The organism is Desulfotignum balticum DSM 7044, from assembly GCF_000421285.1.
GTDB classification, from domain to species: Bacteria; Desulfobacterota; Desulfobacteria; order Desulfobacterales; family Desulfobacteraceae; genus Desulfotignum; species Desulfotignum balticum.
The window spans coordinates 4,200,645-4,219,820 of record NZ_ATWO01000001.1; the positions used below are offsets into that span (position 1 = coordinate 4,200,645).

Consider the following 19,176-nt stretch of genomic DNA (forward strand, 5'->3'; position numbering starts at 1 on the left):
GGGGAAATTATGGCAACAGAGTCAGGATTGCGGGAGATTACCCTGGGGGATCTGCTGGACGAGACCGTGGCAAAATACGGGGATCACGATGCCCTGGTATATGTGGACAGAGATTTTCGTCTCACCTACAGGCAGTTCGGGGACCTGGTGGATGAGCTGGCCAAAGGGCTCATGGCCCTGGGGGTTACAAAAGGGGAAAAAGTGGCCGTGTGGGCCACCAACATTCCCTTCTGGGTGACCCTGCAGTTTGCCACGGCCAAAATCGGGGCCATTCTTCTCACGGTGAACACCAATTACAAAAGCGCGGAACTGGCATATCTGCTCCAGCAGTCGGAAACGGAAAACCTGTTCATCATCGACGGGTTCCAGGACACGGATTACATCAATACCGTGTATGAGCTGGTGCCGGAGCTCAAAACCTGCCAGCGGGGCCGCCTGACAAGCAAAGAATTCCCCTGCCTCAAGCGGGTAGGGTTTCTGGGCCAGGAAAAGCACCGGGGCATGTACACCATTCCCGAGATCCGGGCCCTGGCCGTGATGGTGTCAGACGATGCGTATGCCCAACGGCAAAAATCCCTGTCCCCCCATGATGTGGTGAACATGCAGTACACCTCGGGCACCACGGGGTTTCCCAAGGGCGTGATGCTCACCCATTACAATATCGGCAACAACGGATACTGGATCGGGAAAAACCAGAAATTCACACAAAACGACCGGGTCTGCCTGCCCGTGCCCCTGTTCCACTGTTTCGGGTGTGTGCTCGGGGTCCTTGCCGCCGTGAATCATGGCACCTGCATGGTGATCCTGGAAGGATTCGATCCCGTGATGGTCATGTCGTCCGTGGAAAAAGAAAAATGCACGGCCCTGTACGGGGTCCCCACCATGTTCATTGCGCTGCTGGACCATCCCCTGTTTGACAAGTTTGATTTCTCCTCTTTGCGCACCGGGATCATGGCCGGGTCCAACTGCCCCGTGCATGTGATGGAACAGGTCATCGACCGGATGCACATGACGGATGTCACCATCTGCTACGGGCTCACGGAAGCCAGCCCCGTGGTGACATACACCCGCATCGACGACGATATCCGGCTTCGGGTGGAAACCGTGGGCCGTGCCCTGCCCCACATCGAGGTCAGGATCACGGACCCGGAAACAGGCCAGCCCCTGGCGCCGGGACAACAGGGAGAGATCTGCTGCAAAGGCTACAATATCATGAAAGGGTATTACAACAATCCGGAAGCCACAAAAAAAGCCATTGATGACGAAGGCTGGCTCCACACCGGGGATTTAGGGGTTCTGGATGAACAGGGCAACCTGTCCATCACGGGCCGGCACAAAGACATGATCATCCGGGGCGGAGAAAACATCTATCCCAGAGAAATCGAAGAGTTTCTCATCCGCATGGACGGGATCAGAGATATTCAGGTGGCGGCCGTTCCCAGTGAAAAATACGGGGAAGAGGTGGGCGCATTTATTATTTTAAAGGACGGGGCAGATCTTGAGCCCAGTGATGTGACCGATTTCTGCAGAGGCAAAATCAGCCGGTACAAAATTCCCCGGTATGTGCATTTTGTGACGGATTATCCCATGACCGCATCCGGCAAGATCCAGAAATACAAACTCACGGAAATGTCCGAGCAGATCTGGCCGGAACGGCGGTAACATCATGACGGAAACAGGGTGTCGCTTTTGGCAACATTCGCCAGGCGGCCCTATCCATGATCCATTTGAATGGATATCCTCAAAAAATCCGGCCGCCGTGTCGTAAAAAGCAACATCGCCATGTGATCCTCCCATGACCGGCGGCCGGTTTTTTTCTGTCTGTATGAAAAAAACTCCTTTTATTTCAATAACATAGCATTCAATCTGTCTGCTTTTTTTCTCTGGCACCTGGTTTGCAAAAAGAATAACCAAACGCAGGGGATCAAGCCCTGCAAAGGAGGTGTATCATGAGATCCCGGAAACAGGACCATGAGGTAAAAGGGTTCCAGGTCGTTGAAAACGCGTGTATCTGGATGAAAGCAGGCATTGTGCCGTTTAAAATGTGCGACAATGTGTATGACTGCCGGACCTGTCCGTTTGACAAGGCCATGCAGCAAAAAATGACGGCCATCCGGCATCTGGAATCCCGGGGTGATGGCACCGCCCTAGCGGAAAAATTACGAACCATTTACAAATGGCATCCCCGCCCCTGCCGGCATGTGCTCACAGGCCGCGTGGATGGCCCCAGAACCTGTGTGCTGAACTATGAATGCTATCACTGTGACTATGACCAGATGCTGGATGAGGAAGACCTGAACGGGTTCAGCAGAAAACCGGCGTTTTCACTGGCGGCCGGGTACCGCCTGGCCCGGGGTTATTACTATCACAAGGGACATACCTGGGCACGATTCGGCCATGGCGGACGGGTGACGGTCGGGTTTGATGAATTTCTGGTCAAACTGTTCGGCATCCCTTCAACCATTTCGATTCCGCCCATTGGCACGGGGGTGAAAAAAGATCATGCCGCCGTGGCATTTTCCCGCCGGGACAAGTCAGCCACGGCCCTGTCTCCGGTCACAGGAACGGTGCTGGCCGTCAACACCAAAGCCCAGGCCCATCCGGAAATCGTTCATCAGGACCCCTACCATGACGGGTGGCTGTGTATCCTTGAGCCGAATATGCCCAAACGAAACCACAAGGGCCTTTTTTATGAAAAAGAAAGCCTGGAATGGACCGACCGGGAAAGCCAGCGGCTGTTATCTTTGATCGGGCCGGAATACATGGATCTGGCTGCCACGGGCGGAGAACCCATTGATGATGTATACGGCAGTTTCCCGGAAATCGGATGGGAGACTCTTGCAGAAAAATTTCTGGGAACCTGAAACCCATGAGGAAAATCAGCTCACGGGGTCAGGCGCCTTTCGCAGTCCGGGCAAAGATAAAAAGGGATCTGGTCCAGATCCGTGATGGCACCGGAAAAATGCATGATGCATTGGGTTTCATGGCAGTGGAACAGACTGAACAGGTGCCCGAGTTCGTGGAGTGCGACTTTTGCCGTCCGTTCGTAAAACAAAGACGGCGGCGGCAACGATCCGTCGGCGTTCCTGTTCAGCCTGAACAGCGAAATCATGGAAAGATCACCTCCCTGGACGGCGTACCCATATGCATAGTTGAAAATGGGAATAAAAATATCCAGGGATGTGATCCCCACAATTTTAGAACACGCCGGGAAATTCCATGCCCCCAGCTGTTCGATGATGATACCGGCATCATACTGGTTCCGCCGGTCATCAAACGCGGATTCAGGCACGGGCCGTTTGGGCAGAACAACGGCCGGACACCTGTAACAGGCCGTAATGTTGGCTGCAATCACCTTGAGTACGAGTGCCGGGACCTCTCCCACCGGCACCACCCCGATCTGCTGTGTCATCGGTCTTTTTTCAACTGATCCCGTTTAATGATTTTATGAAGTGTGGCCCGGTTGATCCCTAAAATTTCAGCTGACCGGGTAATGTGCCAGTCCTGTTCATCCAGTATCCGGAGAATATGTTCCTTCTGGACGGCTTTCAATGTCTGAGCCCTGGGCCCGGCGGTCCGGGCCGGCTGCAGAAATGAAAAATCCCCGGCCGTCAGGGTCCGGGATTTGCTTAGCACCACGGCCCGTTCAACGGCATTTTCCAGTTCCCTGACATTGCCGGGCCAGTCGTATGACGTCAACAGCCTGACGGCATCCTGTGTGATCCGGTCCACGGTTTTCGTGGTTTCATGGCTGTATTTTTCCATGAAATGCCTGGCCAGCAGCGCAATATCATCTTTGCGCTCCCGCAGGGAAGGCAGCCGGATCTTGATCACGTTGATCCGATAATAAAAATCTTCCCGGAATGCCTCTTTTCGGATACGGTCTTCCAGGTGGTGCCGGGTGGCGGAAACCAGACGGAAATCCACGGCCACGGGTGTTTCGCTTCCCACACTGAACACCTGTTTGTCCTCCAGGACCCGGAGCAGGTCCACCTGCATTTTCGGGCTGATATCACCGATTTCATCCAGAAACAGGGTCCCGCCGGAAACGATTTCCAGAAACCCTTTTCTGGCATGGGTCGCCCCCGTGAACGCCCCTTTTTTATGCCCGAACAATTCACTTTCCATGAGCGTGTCCGGCAATGCACCGCAGTTGATGGCAACAAAGGGCAGCTCGGCCCGAAGGCTTTTGGCATGGATGGCCCGGGCCACCAGTTCCTTGCCCGTCCCCGTTTCTCCGGTAATTAAAACAGAAGCGTCGCTTTGGGCCACTTCCGGGATCATGGCATACAGTTGTTTCATGGGAGATGACTGGCCGATGATGTTGTCAAACCGGGTGATCTGTTCCAGGTGACCTTTGAGGTACTGATACTCCTGGGTGATTTTCTGCTGGCACAGGATCCTTTCCATCACCAGGGACAGCTGGTCCGGCTTGAAAGGTTTGAGCAGATAGTCGCTGGCACCCGTGCGCATGGCTTTGACCGCGCTTTCAATGGAGCCGTAGGCCGTGATGATCACCACCATGATATCCGGGTCATCCTGTTTCACTTTTTCCAGCAGTTCCAGGCCGTCCATCCCCGGCATTTTAATATCCACAAACATCACCTGAAACGGCGTTTGTTCCAGTTTTTTCAGGGCCTCCATGCCTGATGCGGCCGTGTCCACTTCATGGCCGTATTTTTTAAACCAGGTCAACAAAGACTGCCGGACAATCATCTCATCGTCCACGATCATGATGCGAATTTTACTATCCATATCTATCCTCCCCCAGGATCATGGGCAGCCGGAGATATCACGGGAAACGACAATATAAATGCCGCGCCTTTGCCTTCCCGGCTGTCGATTTTTACTGTGCCCTTGTGGGTTTTGACCACCCCGTGCACAATGGACAGTCCAAGTCCTGTGCCCTGGCCCACATCTTTTGTGGTAAAAAATGGATCAAACAGGTTATCCTGTATTTTTTCCGGGATCCCGTAGCCCGTGTCCCGGATTTCCACACATGCCGTGTCTGATTTTGGGTCCAGCCAGGTTCTGACCGCCAGTCGGCCCCCTTCCGGCATGGCTTCACTGGCATTGAAAATCAGGTTTAAAAAACACTGCTGAAGCTGGTTGATATCCCCTTCCAGCATCAGGGGAACCGGGGACAGATCCGTTGTCAAAGTGATATTCCCAAGTTCGAGCTTATGCCGGGTCAGAGTGAGCACGGCATGCAGCACTTCGTTTAAATCAATATGCTGATGCTCAAGTCCGGATTCTCTGGCAAAAAACAGCATCCCGGAAACGATATTTCCGCAGCGCTCCAGTTCCGACGACATGAGTGTCAGGTGGTCTTTGAACTGTGACAGCTGATCATCTTCAGGACGTCCGGCATATAACATATCCAGCATGTAATCACAAAATGTCAAAAGTCCCTGGATGGGGTTGTTGATTTCATGGGCGCAGCTGGCTGCCAGTTTGCCCAGAGAAATCATCCGGTCTTCCTGGACCATTTTCTGGATATCGGATTTGAATTTTTTTTCCCGCTTCTTCCACCGGTCCGAAAACTCCGCCGTAATATCCCGCCAGAACTCGATCACCTGCACGACTTTTCCCTCGTCATTCTTGATGGGATAGGTGTTCAGGCTGCAGTACAACCGGTTTCCGTCCGGCCCGGGATGGTCATGGATCACATAGGCGTTTGTGCCGGATCTCAAGGTTTCCAGCATGGGACAGTTCACGCCGGGAAACACGCTGGAACAAGGCGCGTTGATACCGTGGGAAATTTCATAGCAATAGGCCCCGATCACCTGGTCCTTTGTTTTTTTCACGGTATTGAGATAGGCATCATTCACATCGGCAATGGTAAAATCGGTATTGATGATGACAATGGCAGCCGTACTCTGCTGGATGAGCAGGCTGGAGAAGGTTTTTTCCGCCACCAGTTTCTTCTGGGTGGATTTGAGCTGCTGGTTTGTATGCAACAGGTTGCGAAGAATCCTGCTGATATTGTACTCGAGCACGCCAACGCCCTCGGGTTTTAACCGGATAATTTCAAGGAGCACTTCCCGGCTGCCCGTGAGTTCCAGGACACTGTCCAGGTGCTGGATATTGAGCAGATCGTAAAGATTATCCGTCGTATAAATCCCCATTTCCCGGGCAAGCTCAAACCCTTCTGCCGTGTCGTTTTTGTCGCACACCCCCAGAATTTTAATATCAAAAAACGGCACGGGATCATTTTTGATCAGTTCAAGGAAAAACCGGCAGGTCCGGCCACCGCCCACAATGGCGATATTCAGTGACACGGCCGGGTTGGCATGATTTCCGGGAGTATCTGTCTGGGTCTTCATCTTTTTGAGTTTACACCGTGCGGCAGTCCAGCCCCAGGGCTTTACGTTTTTTTTCAATCACCTTGGTCAGAAACACAGCCGCTTTTTCCGGGTCCGGTTCAACACCGAACGCGGCCCCCACCACATCGTTCAACCCTTCCGTCAGCAGCTTGACCACATTCATGGACCCGGTGACCGGCGGCATGGGGCCTAAGTGGGTGGTGATGCCGGAAGCCACGCAGTAAACCCCGATGGTCACGGCTTTTTCCGAATACCATTCCGGTGCGGAACCGGCCACGGGCAGATCACTGATATCCACGCCCAGGGCATCGGCCAGAGCCGAGACCAGCACCAGGATCCGCACATTGTCCACACAGGAACCTAAGTGAAGCACCGGGGGAATGCCCAACGCCCCGCAGATTTCCTTTAACCCCGGGCCTGCCATCTCAATGGCGGAAGGCACCTTGAATCCGGCCTTGGCACTGGCCACGGACACACATCCCGTGTCCACCACCAGGATATCATTTTCGATCAGTTTTTTGATCAATGTGACATGGCCGTAATCATGCTTGATTTTGGGGTTGTTGCACCCCACAACGCCGACAGCTCCCCGGATCTTTCCGGCTTTGATGGCATCGATCAACGGCGCTGGCGTCCCGCCCAGGGCCCCCAGAATGGTTTCAATGGAAAACCCGCCCACCGCTTCCTGGGGCGCCACCGGAATGTAGACCTGTTTGCGGTTGCCGAAATTTTCAATGGCCGCTTTCACCAGGGTTTTGGCTTTTTCTTCGGCATTGTCCGGGTGGAATTCATGGTGTTCCATGCCCGGAAACCGGGCCTTGTCCGATGTGCTGATCATTTTTGTATGATAGCAGGCCGCTGCTTTGCCGATGGACGGCATGATGCACTGGTAATCCACGATCATCATGTCCACAGCCCCGGTGGTCAGAATCAGTTCGGTCATGAGATGGTTTCCGGCCATGGCAATGCCCCGGCGCATGAGCAGTTCATTGCCAGTGCAGCAGACACCGACAAGATTGATGCCCGCAGCGCCCTTTGCCTTGGCAAGGGCCAGCATTTCCTCGGAAATACAGGCTTTGGAAACCATTTCCGACACCACGGGATTGTGACCGTGAACCACGATATTGACCTGGCCTTTTTTCAAAACACCGGCATTGACCATGGTGGGTTTGGGGGCCGGCACCCCGAACAGGATGTCCGACACTTCCGTGGCGATCATGGACCCGCCCCACCCGTCGGACAGGGCATTGCGCAGCCCCTGGGTCAACAGGCTGACCCAGTCGTTGTCCACGCCCATATGGGTGCGGTGCATCATTTCCGAGGTTTCCCGGTCAATGCCTCTGGGGGTGATACCGGCGTTTTCCCAGACTTTGCGGCGCTTTTCAGGTGCCCGGTTGACCAGGGTCACGGATTTCCGGCGCATGCCGTAATCTTCCATCATGGCATCGGCCAGCTCTCCGGCAACGGTTAGGACGTCTTTTCCTTCGGTTTGAATACCGTATTCCCCGGCCACCCGTCTGAGTTTTTCCTCACTGCGGATCTTGTACCCGGGGGCCTCGCCTTTGGAAACCGCTTCCAGCACTTCCACCAGGTCCCGGCCGTGATCGGAATGAGAGGCAGCCCCGGCGGCAATCATGCGGCACAGGTTCCGGGCCACGATGATGTCGGCATCTGCACCGCAGACCCCTGTCTGGGGCCCCTGGCCGAAGGGATCCACCCGGCAGGGACCCATGATACAGATCCGGCAGGACAGTCCCATGTCGCAGAAACCGCACTGGGGCTGCTGGGCTTCGTGACGGTGCCACACGGTTTCCACGTTGTCTTTGACGGCTTTGTCAAATAACAGATTTCCATCGCTGGTAATCGAAACATCGGTTCTGGGATCAATCATGTTCACCTCCTTATTGCTGCACCAGCCTTTACGGCGGCCTGTTTCAGGGTGTTGTAAAGAGCCACCGTATCCGGCAGGCCCTGGGCGGCGGCATCGGCCGACATGGTGCGGGCCACCTGCCGGGTTTTTTCATTCATGGCATGTGTGATCTCATCATACACCAGGGCCCCGGTCTTGCAGACCTCGACACAGGCCGGGATTTGTCCCCGGGCAACCCGGGCATCGCAGTTGTCACATTTCACGGCCACGGTTTTTCCCGGCGGCGCGGCGGCGTGTTCATGAAACCGCAGAACCCCGTACGGGCAGGCCATGGCACACGATGCACAGTTGATGCACCGGTCCGGATTGACGAATACCGTGTGTGTGGCGGCATCCCGAAAGATGGCCCCGGTCAGGCAGGCCAGCTGGCAGGGCGCCGGATCACAGTGGCGGCACCGGTTGGGAAACCCCTGGTTGAACATCCCGGCCCCCACATGCACCCGGGCCCGGGGCTTCGGGGTTTCCTGCACCGCGGCAAACAGGGATTCGGATCTTGAATGCGCCACGGCGCAGGCCAGCATGCACTGCATGCATCCCACGCATTTCTCCGGATTGACAATGACTTGTTTCATCGGTCCTCCTTTGGGCGGATATCAGGGCTTTTTTCGCCCCTGCACAAATTTGATTACAGCAATCGGCTGTAATTGAAATTCAGAGACATCAGGTATTTCTTTGGAATTCTCACAGGCACCCTGTTTTCGATCATGGCCCGTAATATGCCACCCTGTTCGATCTGATTGATCAGGACAGCCCCCACCAGGATATCGCCGCTAAATACCAGGCGGCGATAGGCCCCGGCATTTTCATCCCCGGCCTGAATGATCTCAAGGTCTTTTGTATTTTCCGGATTCGCCAGTCCCATGGTCATGACATCCAGGCCGTAAATCCGCATGACGTTCCGGCCTAAGCTGCCCGGATATGACACTTTTCTGCCGGCCATGTTGAATCCCGCAATTCGGCCCTGGATGGCGGCTTCCGGCCAGATGGCATTGATCCACCGGGTTTGACGGGCAATATCAAAGGTCTCGGCTGCATCACCGGCCGCATAAATATCCGGAACACTGGAACAAAGATATGAATCCACTTGAATACCATAACCCATGTCGATATCGTTTTCCGGGATGAACCCCAGAGACGGGTCCACGCCCTTGCCCACGATGACCAGATCACACTCCAGGGTTTCCCCTGAATCCAGGCGGGCGTTTTTAACCGTTTCACCGCCGTCAAACGCGGTGACGCTGACCCCGACTTTGACGGTCAATCCATGGGTTTCCAGTTCCTTTAAAATCATTTTTCCGGCGGTTTCATCCACCTGCATGGCCAGGGGATAGGGGGATGTGATGAGCATGGTGGCCCGGATACCCCTTTTTAACAGGGCATGGGCCGCCTTGAATCCCACCAGCCCCCCGCCCAGCACCAGGGCGTTTTTCACCCCCTGTGAAACGGCCTTCAGTTGATCCAGCACGTCTTTCTGGGTGCGCATGGTGAAGATATTGCCCAGGTCCGATCCCGGAACCTTGATCTGCCTGGCATCGGCGCCGGAAGCGATTAACAGTGTTTCAAAATCGATGTCTGCCCCGTTTTCCAGGCGAACGATCTTTTTTTTCACATCCAGGTGGGCTGCGCGATGGCCTAACACAGGGGTGATGTTCAGGTCTTCATAAACACTGCCGGCAAAAAGGGGCAGTTTTTCGTGGGGTTCTGATCCTTCCAGAACATACGAGATCATGGGGCGGCTGTACGGGGGAAACGTTTCGTCACTGACCATGACAATGGCCGCCGTGGCATCCATCTCCCGAATGGCCCTGGCAGCGTTGATCCCGGCAGTTCCATTTCCGATAATCAGGTGTTTCATGACACCTCCGCAGATTCCAGAAAAATGATATTTATCCGTAATCAGAACCCGGCTGATTTGTCAAGAAAAAAGAAAAATCGCGTGTTGCCTCAAATGGCGAGGGAAAATCGGATGGCCCGCCCGACATCCCCCATTTTGGCCGAATCAAGGGTGGTAATCAACGCGCCGATTCCCCTTGAAACCGTCTGTAAATGGTCACAATTGACAGCGCAATCCCGGGGCATACCGTCACATCAACAGAAAGAAACACTTCGGACGGCATCTCCCGGATTGTGCTTGTCACAGGGGCAACTGTAACTTCTCCAAGATATTCCAGCACTGAATTGCGTGTCAGAATCAGGACCGGTCGTTTCTTGTCCGGACTCAAAAAACCGATACCAGCGAACTTCGCCGCGCTTCATTCATCCCCCCAGGCCTGCTCCGATTCCCACACAGAGAATTCGCCCTCTGATACGGGCTGCCGCTCATACCCTTTCCGGTGCTTTTGCTCCAGCTGTTCGGCATGATAGCGGGCCAGGGCCTCACGAAGTGCTTTTCTCGTGAATGCAGACCAAGTGGTACAAAGTTGTTTTGACACGCGGTCAACGGCTTTTACAAGATCTTCGTCAAGGGTCATTTGAATGGTTCTCATGGTTTATCCCTCCAGCTCTGCGAACACCTCCCGGATCTGTTCCATGGCCCAGTCAATGTCGGGTTTCGTGATCACCAGGGGCGGGGCGAACCGGATGGTCCAGGTGTGGGTTTCCTTGCACAGGATCCCTTTTTCCTGAAGCGCCTCGCAGATGCCTCTGGCGCCGCCCGGGGTGTTTTCGTGCAGCTCAACGGCGATCATCAGGCCGATACCCCGGATTTCCTTGACGGCCGGGTGCTGGATTTGCCGCAGCTGTTCCAGGAAATAGGCCCCCATGGCAGCGGCGTTATCAATCATGTTTTCTTCCACCAAAACTTTGAGGGCAGCCCGGGCCACGGCGCAGGCCAGGGGATTGCCGCCGAAGGTGGACCCGTGCTGGCCCGGCTGGAGCAGGCCCAGTACGGCCTCGTTGGACAGCACGGCAGAAACCGGGTAAAATCCGCCGGACAGGGCCTTGCCGATCAGGGTGAGGTCCGCCTGAACCCCTTCGTGTTCCTCAGCCAGCAGTTTGCCCGTGCGGCCTAAGCCCGTCTGGATCTCATCTAAAATCATGAGCACGTTCTTCTGGGTACAGATCTCCCTGACCCGCTTGAGATAGCCTTTGGGCGGAATAATGACCCCGGCTTCCCCCTGGACGGGCTCCACCAGGAATGCCACGGTGTTGGGGGTAATGGCGGCTTCCAGGGCATCGGCATCCCCGAATGGAATCACGGTGAATCCCGGAGTGAACGGCCCGAAGTTCTGTCGGGCATTGTCATCCGTGCTGAACCCGATGATGGACAGGGTCCGGCCGTGGAAATTGTCCGAGCATACGATAATGTCGGCCCGGCCCCGTGCCACGCCCTTGGATTCATATCCCCATTTTCGGGCGCATTTGATCACGGTTTCCACAGCTTCGGCCCCGGAGTTCATGGGCAGCATCTTGTGGGAATCCGTGAGCTGGCACAACTCCTCATACAGCAGGGGCAGCTGATCGTTGCGGAACGCCCGGGAGGTAAGGGTGAGTTTCTGTGCCTGGTCCACCAGGGCTTGATAAATTTTGGGATGACAATGCCCCTGGTTCACGGCGGAATAGGCAGACAGGCAGTCCATGTAGCGGTTGCCTTCCACATCCCAGACCCAGATGCCGGATCCCTTGCTCAATACCACATCCAGGGGTTTGTAGTTTTTTGCCCCGAACTGGTTTTCTTTTTTAATGAGTTCTGTTGTTTTCATTGCAGCTATCCTTAAGTCTCTATATTGATCACAACCGCTCAGTCCATGCCCATCCGGGCCTCTACCTCGGCGATTTCCTCAAGAACCCGCTGTTTCTCCTCCGGAGACAGGTCCGGGGCTGCCAGTTTTTTCTGCAACGCCAGAAGGATCATCTCCTCTCTGTACTCCTGGCAGGTGTATGTGCCGGCTGGATGATAAGATGTCATGCGCGGTGGTTTCCTTTTTCAACGAGTTATCTGTTTCACCTATCATATTTTTATGAAAAAAACCAGACCGGCGGATTCCAGGGCCATGCGCAGGTGAAAGATATCCTGAATCATCTGCGGGGTATTGGTTTCCAGAAAATACCCCTTGTGGGGCACATGCCCCAGAATTCCCTGGAAGTGAAGGAGTTTCAGGGCCTGAGTCACCGGCGTGGGGCTCATGTTCAGCCGCTTGGACAGATCCCTTGCATTGAGCCGGAGCGCTGAGGTGATCTCATTGCTGAACAGCATGTTTTTGATGCCGTTGATCGCCTTCAGGGTCAGATCTTCATGGTCGGTTTCGGGCTGCGTCGTTTTCGTCATCCATCCACTTCCGGTTAGAATCAGGTTCAACTTGCCCGAATGAGCTACCACGGTCCGTCATTTCTGTCAACAGGCACAAGGGCTTTCACAAGAGCATTCCAGAGGGCAGATCTCTGACATTTGCGTCGCCGGCACCTGCTGCGCGGACCCAGGCGCCGACAATTCCAGTGCATCCCGGACCGCAGTGCGGCAGACGGTCTGAAGAAGAGCCTGTTGTCCGGGAGTCATCCCGGCCAAAGCGTCGCTGTCTTGCAGCAGTTCGGACATGAAACAGGAGATGAACAAAGATACGATGGTGTCGGCATTGTGCTTCATGGTTTTCTTCCTTTCTGATGTCTGAAATAAACCGGGTTCAACAATTATATGTCGATCATTTACATCAGCAAAATTCAGGCCAGCCGGAATCGAGGCGGGGCAGCCAGGCGCAAAAGGCCCGGAGGCGCACCATCCCGCCCCATTACCTGAAGCCGGAATTCAACGGTGTCATGCGGGCAGTATCGTATCAATGGGTCTACATGTAGTCTAAATGATACGATTTGGACGGGCATTTACCGGACGAATCAACTTTTTCTCGACATTTGATACACCTGGTATTATAACATCCCCAGGTGTATCAAAATGAATACAATAGAAGCCCTCAGAGAAAAACTGGCACTGTACGAACGGATATTTGACAATATCAATGCCGGCGTGCTGGTCATCGATGCCCGCGGATATATCACCCATTTCAACGAACCCTACGGCCGGTTCCTGAACCTGGACCCCAAAGCCCAGATCGGCCGGCACTGCACCGAGGTGGTGGAAAACACCCGCATGCACATCGTGGCCCGCACGGGAAAGGCGGAAATCAACCACTCCCACCGCATCAACGGCCAGGATATGGTGGTCCAGCGCATCCCCATCAAAAAGGACGGAAAGGTCATCGCAGTTTACGGCCAGGTCATGTTCAGGGATGTGGCAGAGGTGCGGGACCTGGCGGAACAACTCTCTCTGCTGGAATCCAAGGTCCAGCTGTTTGAAAAGGAGCTGTTTGATCTCCGGGCCACCCGGTACACCTTTGACTGCATTATCGGTGACAGTGATGCCATCACCGGCCTGAAGCAGGAGGCGGCAAAAGCGGCAGCCACCCATTCCAGTGTGCTGATCACCGGAGAAAGCGGCACAGGCAAGGAGCTGTTTGCCCAGGCCATCCACAATGCCGGCCCCAGGAAACTGCATCCGTTCGTGAAAATCAATTGCGCGGCCATCCCCAGGGACCTGCTGGAATCGGAACTGTTCGGATATGACAAAGGCGCGTTCACCGGTGCCGGGACAAAAGGAAAGCCCGGCCGGTTTGAGCTGGCCGGCAAAGGCACCATCTTTCTGGACGAAATCGGAGACCTGCCCCTGGAGATGCAGCCCAAACTGCTCCGGGTGCTTGAAGACAAAGCGTTTGAGCGTATCGGCGGCACCCGGGTCATCCGCTCCGATTTCCGGGTGATCAGCGCCACCAACCGGGACCTGGCTAAAATGATGGCAACAAACCGGTTCCGGCGGGACCTGTTCTACCGGCTCAACGTCATCCCCATCCATATTCCGCCCCTGCGGGAACGGCCGGAAGATATTCTGCCCCTGGCAAAGCATATGCTGAAAAAAATCGTAAAGGAAGCGGGCCGGCCCGCCGTGAAAATAGAAAAAACAGCTTCTCGGGCCCTGGTACGCTATTCCTGGCCCGGCAATGCCAGAGAGCTGTCCAATGTACTGGAACGAGCCATGTATGCGTCAGGCAGCGGCACCATCTGCACGGCAGACCTGCCTTTTATTTCGGCATCGGGCCGAAATGTGTCCGGCAGGCCATCGGAACCTTCCCTGAAAACCGCCCGGGATGCAGCCCAGATCGCGGCCATCCATAAGGCCCTGGCGCAAACCGGATACAACAAGGCCCGGGCCGCGAAACTCCTGGGCATTCACCGGACCCTGCTGTACAAAAAAATGAAAAAATACAACATCGGCCTGACACCGGAACAGGCCCCGGACGAGACATGACCGGAACGACTTCAGACGGCTGAGCGTCATAACTCCTGATCCGCTTCAGAACAGATCTCTTTTTCTCCCCGGCATCTTCGACACACCCGGCACCGGTCATCAGAACAGAATTCACAGGAAAAACAGTCTTTGCAGGGAAATTTTTTCAAATATTCTGCCCGCTCTTCCGGCACATACAGCCTGCCCGGCATCCCGGGTATGGAAACAAACGGCATAACTCCCCCCCTTTCATTCCACAGCCTCCATAAGAACATCATAACCAGGCAAAAGCCGGTTTCAAGGGGGACACATCCGTGCCGTGCGGGCAACGCCTTGTCTTGACACACCTGTGAGAAGGCATGTACATTGACTTCGAATGATTATAACCTGTTACCCTCAATGGAGTGCGTATGAAAACTTTCCTGATGAGTGTCTGCCTGACCTTCGGTTTGATGACCCTGTTGACCGTGTCCGCCCCGGCAGCGGACTGGCATTTCTACGGTTCCGCCCGGGTGGCCACATTCCAGGTGGAAACAAAGACTTCGGGCAGTGAGACGGACAACTATCAACAGTCTTTGCACAGCAACGCCCGGATCGGCGCCAAAGTCAGGGTCAGTGACACCCTTTCCGGCACGTTTGAGTACGGGGCGTCCAGGGGCAATGCCAATCTGCGAAAACTTTACGGAGAATGGAATTTCGGTGCCGGCAAGCTGCTGGTGGGACAAACCTATTCCCCTTTGAACTGGGCGTATTCCAATCAGGTGTTCGGATCGGACAACAACCTGAAAGCCCAGGGAATGATCTATTCCGGCCGGGAACCCATGCTGCAGCTGACCCTGGGGGGATTTCATATTGCGTTCATACAGCCGGACACCGATGATCTCGGCACGGGTTACGCCACAGAAGAAGACCGGCCGGCAGTCGAGGTTAGCTATACCTTTGCCTTTGATTCCGTGACCCTGGCCGTGGGCGGGGGATACAGTGCTTATGAAATCATCAATGGCGCCGTCACCTACGACATCGATTCCCATGTACTTGCCGCCAGCGCCCGGGTCAAGCTGGGCGTCGCGTTTCTGAACGGCACCGTATTCACCGGCCGGAACGCCGGCAACCTCATTCCCGTGTCCGTCAGCGGAGACAACCGATGGGATGACGGATTCGCCATGATCTCAGGCAACCGGGTACTGGACAACGACAGCATGGGATACGGGCTGGCCGCGGGCTGGAAACTCAACGACATGTTCACGTTTGAAGCGGGGTATGGCTTTGTGACCAGCGAAATCGACACCGCTGCCGGTGATGACGATGCCCGGACCTATTACGGCAATGCCACGGTCACCCTGGCACCCGGCGTCTTTTTTGTACCGGAAATCGGCCGGTTCGACGGTGTGGAAGCCACTGATACAAAAACCACCTACTATGGCATCAAGTGGCAGATCAATTTTTAAACCATTGATGCGCTGGCACTTTCAGAAATGCATCACCCCTGCTTGCCGGTCATCTCATGGATAGTCACCTGGACCACGGCAGTTTTTGCCAGCTTCTCTTCCGGATAGTCAAAGGACCGGCCCGAATAATGGGCCATGATGATATCTAAGCCGGCTTTCTTTTCCGCCGGGGTGTCCAGAATCCGGGCAGTCCCCGTGCCGATAACGCTTTTAAACGACACGCCCCAGTCACAGGCGGCAGCCGCCTTGTTCATCTTTACCATTTCGTCCACTTCAAAACAGACCTGGGGATCTGCCTTGAGCACATCGATTTTCCGTCCCTCCGGGGCACTGTGAAAATACAGAGACCCGTTCCCGTACCCGAAATTCAACGGCACCACATAAGGCTGCCCCTGATCCACCATGGCCAGGCGGCAGACCTGCGCCTGTGCCAGGATCTGTTCCATCTGTTTTTTATCTGTGATCTGTTTTTCCTTTCGCCGCATCCGCATTCCTCCTTTGCTCATCACATGTTCCGGAGAAAAAAAAATTATCACACCCTGACATGAACTGCACACAAAAAATGCGCTTCAACCACTTTTTTTCAGCAGCATCAAAGGCCGTGTTTTCAAAATTTTTCCGGCGGCTGCCACAGCCGTGGCCATGCAGATCAACGTGGTCAGTATCAGAATGCCCAGCAGATACCCCATGTCCAGGGCCCAGAGGCTGTCAAAAAAATACCAGGCAATGGCCCGGGAAAACCCGGCACTGAGTATCACGGCCACCAGGGCCGCAGCAAAGCCCAGGCTGCCGAATTCCAGAAGACTGATGCGCCGGATGTCGCCGAATCCGGTCCCCAGCACCTTGAGCAGGTTGGTCTGGGCGGCCTGGCGCCGGGCCTGGTGCCGGGCAATGGAAAAAATGGATACCAGGCCGGCGGCAATGGCCAGCCAGGCCATGAACCGCACGGAAATGGACAGCCGGTCCGCAATAAAGGTCAATGTGGTGATCATCTGGGTGACATCAATGATGGAAATATTGGGAAAGGCCTGTACAATTTTGTTTTTCAAACCAGGCCGCTGATCCGGCGGCACCTGGGCCACGGCTCCCAGCCAGGTTTTGGGCGCATTGTTCAGAACCCCGTTCTGGAACAATAAAAAGAAATTGGGCTGAAAACTGTTCCACCGGACCTTGCGGATATTGTGAATCCGGCCTTCCAGCACCATGCCCTGGATGTCGAACCGCATGGTATCGCCGATCACCAGATCATGATCATCGGCAAAGGAGCGGGCCACGGAAATTTCAAACAAAGTTTGTGATCCGAACTTCCAGGGGTCTGATGACAGCGGCGGTCCCTGCACAATGGTTTCAGACGGGTCCAGATCGGCCCGATACGAAAAATTATGTTCCGTCCGTCGGGACCGGCCACTGGATTCCCGGGTGTCTTCCCGGGTATGAAACGGATCGTCATTCACAGACAGTATCCGGCCCCGGACCATGGGGGACAGATTTTCCAGGTTCCCCGGGTGATCCTGCATGAAGGTTTCCAGATCCCCGGTCTGGTCATCCTGGATATCCATGAGAAAGAACACCGGGATCTTCAACCCTTCCGGCCGCTGGATCTCGGTCTGAAGTCCTTTTTGCAATTGGGGAATCAGGCTGATGAGAAATACGCCCATGGCAATGGTGACAAAGCAGGCCAGAGATGCCCCCCGGTGGCGGTACAGGTTCAGAAACGCCAGTTTGCGCACCAGGTGGCGGGTATTGGCCAACCGCCGGCACCATCCGGCCCCCAGCCATCCGGCCAAAGAAAAAATCAAAAGTGCCAGGGCAAATCCGGCCGTGAACACCAGTCCGTTGGCCGGCGATCCCCCCACCAGCATGGCCCCGGCAATAAACCAGCCCCCCCCCGGCAGGAATGCCGCAGCCCGCCACCACGGGTTCACACCTTTGTCTGCCGCACTTCCCTGCAACAGCAGCAGGGGTTTGATGGACAGCAGATTCACCAGCACGGGCAAACAGAACACCAGGCTGCCCAGGCCGCCCAGCCCCAGGGCCATGCCTGCGGTCACCAGATCCATGTTCAGGACAATCCCTTCAGGCACCAGGCCTTTGAGCATCCACGGGAATGCCGGCAGCAGCAGCCATGCCCCGGCAAGGGCCATGACCGCAGCCAGCAAACCCAGAAAAATCAACTGGGCAAACAGAAATGCACACACCCCGGACCGCCGGGCCCCCAGGCTCATGAGCACGGCGATCTCTTTGTGTTTTCCCCCCAGAAATCCCCGGAACAGAAAAGCGGCAGCCATCCCGGCCAGAAACAGGGCCACCAGGGAAACCAGGGCCATGTACCCGGCAAAATATCCCGTGACCCGGGACAGGCTCTGGCTGACATCCCGGCTGTCCCGGACCCGGATCCGGGACTGATCCGGGGACAGGCCGGCAAAACCTGAACGCAGGGCCTGCGTCAGGGCCGGCACATCCGTTCCCGGCGGCATCCGGCAATACATATGATACCGCACCCGGGCTCCGAACCCCAGGAGCCCGGCATTTGCCAGCTGATCCGCACCCACATAGATTTTAGGCGCCAGCTCCAGGGTGGTCAGGGCCTTGTCCGGATCATCGACAAAAAAACCGGCCACGGTAAACAGCGTGTTTCCCAGGGTCAGGGTTTGGGACGCGTCCGGAGTGGAATCGCCCGGCGGGACGGCTTTCCGGCCGGAGTCATCCTGAAGACCGTCCCTGGGATCGGCATGATCCCGGATGCCCAGGGTCACCGCCGTGTCCCGGGACATGAACACGCTGGGGGACTGATGAATGGCACTCCGATGAATGCCGGGGTCCAAGGCAAACCCGCCGTAAAGCGGATATGTCTCATCCACGGCCATCACCTGCACCAGCCGGGTGGTGTTCCGAGTCTGCACCATGGTGAAAAACCGGATCACTTCCGACACCTGCACATCCGGTCCCAGCACCTTGTGCATCACCTCTTTTTCCGCCGGGGTGAACGGGGCATTGGCCGTGACCACCAGATCGGCCGTCAGAATATTGCGTAAATTGTCATCCAGATGCTGATTCAAAGACCGGCTGAAACTCTGGACGGCCACAAACCCGCACAGTCCCACGGCCAGGTTGGCCGTGAAAAACAAAGAAAATCCTTTGTTGCGGAGCAGTTCCCGAAAAGCCAGACGAATCCACAACATCAGGCAAGATTTCCCCGGG

The 19,176-nt window shown here is 55.5% G+C and carries 19 protein-coding genes; 4 read left to right on the forward strand and 15 right to left on the reverse strand.

From position 1 onward, the window contains the following. Positions 1-9 precede the first annotated feature (9 nt). Together K365_RS0121095 and K365_RS0121100 are read left to right on the forward strand one after the other, a co-directional pair. Positions 10-1,662 (forward strand): AMP-binding protein, encoded by a 1,653-nt coding sequence (locus K365_RS0121095; RefSeq protein WP_024336185.1) that lies wholly within the window; start codon positions 10-12, stop codon positions 1,660-1,662. 287 nt (positions 1,663-1,949) lie between these two features. Continuing rightward, the gene (locus K365_RS0121100) at positions 1,950-2,864 is read left to right on the forward strand and encodes a glycine cleavage system protein H (protein ID WP_024336186.1); all 915 of its coding nucleotides are present in this window, start codon (positions 1,950-1,952) and stop codon (positions 2,862-2,864) included. Positions 2,865-2,884: 20 nt separating this feature from the next. Here K365_RS0121100 and K365_RS0121105 read toward each other — a convergent pair whose 3' ends face one another. The 12 genes from K365_RS0121105 to K365_RS0121155 all read right to left on the reverse strand — a co-directional run bounded on the left by K365_RS0121105 (position 2,885) and on the right by K365_RS0121155 (position 12,838). Beyond that, on the reverse strand, positions 2,885-3,412 hold the full coding sequence (locus tag K365_RS0121105) for an archaemetzincin family Zn-dependent metalloprotease (protein ID WP_024336187.1): 528 nt from the start codon (positions 3,410-3,412) through the stop codon (positions 2,885-2,887). After that, complete coding sequence (locus K365_RS0121110; protein ID WP_024336188.1) at positions 3,409-4,755, reverse strand: sigma-54-dependent transcriptional regulator; 1,347 nt, start codon at positions 4,753-4,755, stop codon at positions 3,409-3,411. The genes K365_RS0121105 and K365_RS0121110 overlap by 4 nt, the downstream gene beginning before the upstream one ends. A gap of 2 nt (positions 4,756-4,757) precedes the next feature. Next, on the reverse strand, positions 4,758-6,326 hold the full coding sequence (locus tag K365_RS0121115; RefSeq protein ID WP_006968051.1) for a PAS domain-containing sensor histidine kinase: 1,569 nt from the start codon (positions 6,324-6,326) through the stop codon (positions 4,758-4,760). A 10-nt stretch (positions 6,327-6,336) separates the two neighbouring features. Then, complete coding sequence (gene cooS / locus K365_RS0121120) at positions 6,337-8,217, reverse strand: anaerobic carbon-monoxide dehydrogenase catalytic subunit (protein WP_024336189.1); 1,881 nt, start codon at positions 8,215-8,217, stop codon at positions 6,337-6,339. A 2-nt stretch (positions 8,218-8,219) separates the two neighbouring features. Beyond that, positions 8,220-8,828 carry a 4Fe-4S dicluster domain-containing protein gene (locus tag K365_RS0121125; protein WP_006968053.1) on the reverse strand — a complete coding sequence of 203 codons (609 nt, stop codon included), beginning with the start codon at positions 8,826-8,828 and terminating at the stop codon, positions 8,220-8,222. 53 nt (positions 8,829-8,881) lie between these two features. After that, entirely contained in the window at positions 8,882-10,111 is a 1,230-nt protein-coding gene (locus tag K365_RS0121130; RefSeq protein ID WP_024336190.1) for an NAD(P)/FAD-dependent oxidoreductase, read from the reverse strand. A 157-nt stretch (positions 10,112-10,268) separates the two neighbouring features. Next, on the reverse strand, positions 10,269-10,430 hold the full coding sequence (locus K365_RS29515) for a hypothetical protein (RefSeq protein ID WP_245569297.1): 162 nt from the start codon (positions 10,428-10,430) through the stop codon (positions 10,269-10,271). A gap of 78 nt (positions 10,431-10,508) precedes the next feature. Next, entirely contained in the window at positions 10,509-10,742 is a 234-nt protein-coding gene (locus tag K365_RS0121135; protein ID WP_006968055.1) for a ribbon-helix-helix domain-containing protein, read from the reverse strand. A gap of 3 nt (positions 10,743-10,745) precedes the next feature. Then, on the reverse strand, positions 10,746-11,957 hold the full coding sequence (gene rocD, locus K365_RS0121140) for an ornithine--oxo-acid transaminase (protein WP_006968056.1): 1,212 nt from the start codon (positions 11,955-11,957) through the stop codon (positions 10,746-10,748). A 38-nt stretch (positions 11,958-11,995) separates the two neighbouring features. Next, positions 11,996-12,163, reverse strand: coding sequence for a hypothetical protein (locus K365_RS28310; RefSeq protein ID WP_006968057.1), 168 nt, complete (start codon positions 12,161-12,163; stop codon positions 11,996-11,998). 42 nt (positions 12,164-12,205) lie between these two features. Next, positions 12,206-12,523, reverse strand: coding sequence for a GntR family transcriptional regulator (locus tag K365_RS0121150; RefSeq protein WP_006968058.1), 318 nt, complete (start codon positions 12,521-12,523; stop codon positions 12,206-12,208). A 66-nt stretch (positions 12,524-12,589) separates the two neighbouring features. Beyond that, the gene (locus tag K365_RS0121155; protein WP_006968059.1) at positions 12,590-12,838 is read right to left on the reverse strand and encodes a hypothetical protein; all 249 of its coding nucleotides are present in this window, start codon (positions 12,836-12,838) and stop codon (positions 12,590-12,592) included. A 303-nt stretch (positions 12,839-13,141) separates the two neighbouring features. Between K365_RS0121155 and K365_RS0121160 the strand changes: the two genes are divergently transcribed. After that, positions 13,142-14,548, forward strand: coding sequence for a sigma-54 interaction domain-containing protein (locus K365_RS0121160; RefSeq protein WP_006968060.1), 1,407 nt, complete (start codon positions 13,142-13,144; stop codon positions 14,546-14,548). Between the two features lie 26 nt (positions 14,549-14,574). Here K365_RS0121160 and K365_RS26065 read toward each other — a convergent pair whose 3' ends face one another. After that, on the reverse strand, positions 14,575-14,763 hold the full coding sequence (locus tag K365_RS26065; RefSeq protein ID WP_006968061.1) for a hypothetical protein: 189 nt from the start codon (positions 14,761-14,763) through the stop codon (positions 14,575-14,577). A gap of 174 nt (positions 14,764-14,937) precedes the next feature. On the opposite strand from K365_RS26065, the gene K365_RS0121170 reads away from it, so the two are divergent. Further along, positions 14,938-15,975 carry a hypothetical protein gene (locus tag K365_RS0121170; protein WP_006968062.1) on the forward strand — a complete coding sequence of 346 codons (1,038 nt, stop codon included), beginning with the start codon at positions 14,938-14,940 and terminating at the stop codon, positions 15,973-15,975. Positions 15,976-16,007: 32 nt separating this feature from the next. Here K365_RS0121170 and K365_RS0121175 read toward each other — a convergent pair whose 3' ends face one another. After that, positions 16,008-16,460 carry a pyridoxamine 5'-phosphate oxidase family protein gene (locus K365_RS0121175; RefSeq protein WP_006968063.1) on the reverse strand — a complete coding sequence of 151 codons (453 nt, stop codon included), beginning with the start codon at positions 16,458-16,460 and terminating at the stop codon, positions 16,008-16,010. An 84-nt stretch (positions 16,461-16,544) separates the two neighbouring features. Further along, positions 16,545-19,157, reverse strand: coding sequence for an ABC transporter permease (locus K365_RS0121180; protein ID WP_024336191.1), 2,613 nt, complete (start codon positions 19,155-19,157; stop codon positions 16,545-16,547). Positions 19,158-19,176 lie beyond the last annotated feature (19 nt).